This is a genomic window from Campylobacter sp. RKI_CA19_01121 (genome assembly GCF_025771295.1).
Lineage (GTDB): Bacteria > Campylobacterota > Campylobacteria > Campylobacterales > Campylobacteraceae > Campylobacter_D.
Map to the genome: position 1 here is coordinate 1 of NZ_JAKMQA010000027.1, position 1,729 is coordinate 1,729.

Here is a 1,729-nt window from a genome sequence, read left to right on the forward strand (position 1 = left end):
CATTATTTTTATTATGATAATGTAGCTTACGAAAAAAGAAATACACTTATTGAAAATTGTAGTTTTTGTAATAGTAAAATTTTAAGCTCTTTTGATTTTTTTCGTTATTTGTTAAAAATTCATAGAAAATCATTTTGGTTTTCTGTTATGGGAATGATTGACTTTACCTTTTTAAAATCAATACAACTAAAATTCCTAGATGGTATTATACATGAGGATCACTATTTTGGAAAAGTGTTGTTTTATAAAGTAAAAAAAATATTTATTTTAGTAGATAAAGTTTATCATTATCGTATTCGAGCAAAAAGCATCATGGATTATTCTAGTTGCAATGATGATATTCCTGAATTTATGCATGATACATATTTATTTTTCTATGATAAGACTATTTTTAAAAAATATTTAAGAAGTTATAGTCTATTTATAACCGCTAGTATGATTTTTTTATTTTTAAAACAAAGTGATAATAGTGAAAAAAAAAGTTTATTTGAGGCAATTTTTTGTGAAAAATTATTTTTATGGCAAAAAGATTTTTTATGTAACTTTTCATCCGACGAATTTTATCTTTTGTTTAATGCTAAAATTCCTTATGGTGTAGATTGTTCATCTAGAATATTATTTGAAAGTATCTATGATTTTATTCAATATCAGAATATGCAAATTGATATAATTACAAAAAAGAGTGTAAAAAATGAATATAAGATAAAGAATCATTTATCATATAAAATAGGACATGCAATGGTTAAGAATTGCAAGAATTGGTATAAAGGAGGTATTTTTAAATTGCCTTATGATATATATAAAATTTATATTAACCACAGAAAGAAAAATAAATGAAAATTTCAGTAATAATCCCAGTGTTTAATTCAGAGGAGTATTTAAAAGCATGCTTAGACAGCGTTCTATTGCAATCAATACAAGAAATAGAGATTTTATGTGTTGATGATGGTAGTACTGATGATAGTTTATTTATATTACAAAAATATGCCTTAAAAGATAAGAGGATAAAAATTTTAAAACAGAAGAATATGGGTTCTGGTGCTGCACGCAATAATGCCTTAAGGTTGGCAAAAGGAGAATTTATTGCGTTTTTGGATAGTGATGATTTTTATCCTAATACTAATACTTTGGAAAATATGTATCATGCAGCAATTAAACACGATATGAAAATTAGCGGTGGCTCTTTAATACAGTTGAGAAATGATGAGTATGTGTATGATTTTGGAAGTTTTGAACAAGGCTATATTTTTACTAACGATGGGATTGTTGAATATAAAGATTATCAATATGATTATGGATATTGGAGGTTTATATATAATAGAAAATTTTTAATAGAAAATAATATTTATTTCCCTAATTATTTAAGAATGCAAGATCCTCCTTTTTTTATAAAAGCTATGATTTACGCAAGGAAATTTTATGCATTAAAAGAACCTACATATGTTTATAGGGTAGTACATAAAAAAATATCATGGAACGAAAGAAAAGCCACTGATGTTGTTAAGGGGTTTATAGACTGTTTGCAGCTTTCTTCTGGATATAGTAAGCTCCAAGAAAGATTGGTAAGAAGAATTGCTAGTAATCATTTATCAAGTATTTTTTTATTGCATATCAAAAAAGAGAATCATTTTGTTCTTGCTAGTATGCTAAAATTATTAAATTTGGAAATTTGTAAAAAAGACTATAATCTCCAAAATTTATATAAACTTTTATATTGCTGTAACATATC

At 24.9% G+C, this 1,729-nt stretch carries 2 protein-coding genes; both read left to right on the plus strand.

Translation table 11 applies throughout. From position 1 onward, the window contains the following. The first annotated feature begins 147 nt into the window (after positions 1-147). Positions 148-837, plus strand: coding sequence for a hypothetical protein (locus L8T90_RS07790; protein ID WP_263737168.1), 690 nt, complete (start codon positions 148-150; stop codon positions 835-837). Further along, positions 834-1,729, plus strand: an 896-nt coding sequence (locus L8T90_RS07795) for a glycosyltransferase family 2 protein (RefSeq protein ID WP_263737169.1), incomplete at its 3' end; no start/stop codon positions are given. The genes L8T90_RS07790 and L8T90_RS07795, both read left to right, overlap by 4 nt.

Excerpts from the sequence above, each read along its gene's own strand:
- L8T90_RS07790 (WP_263737168.1), top strand. The coding sequence starts at position 148 with ATGGGAATGATTGACTTTACCTTTTTAAAATCAATACAACTAAAATTC.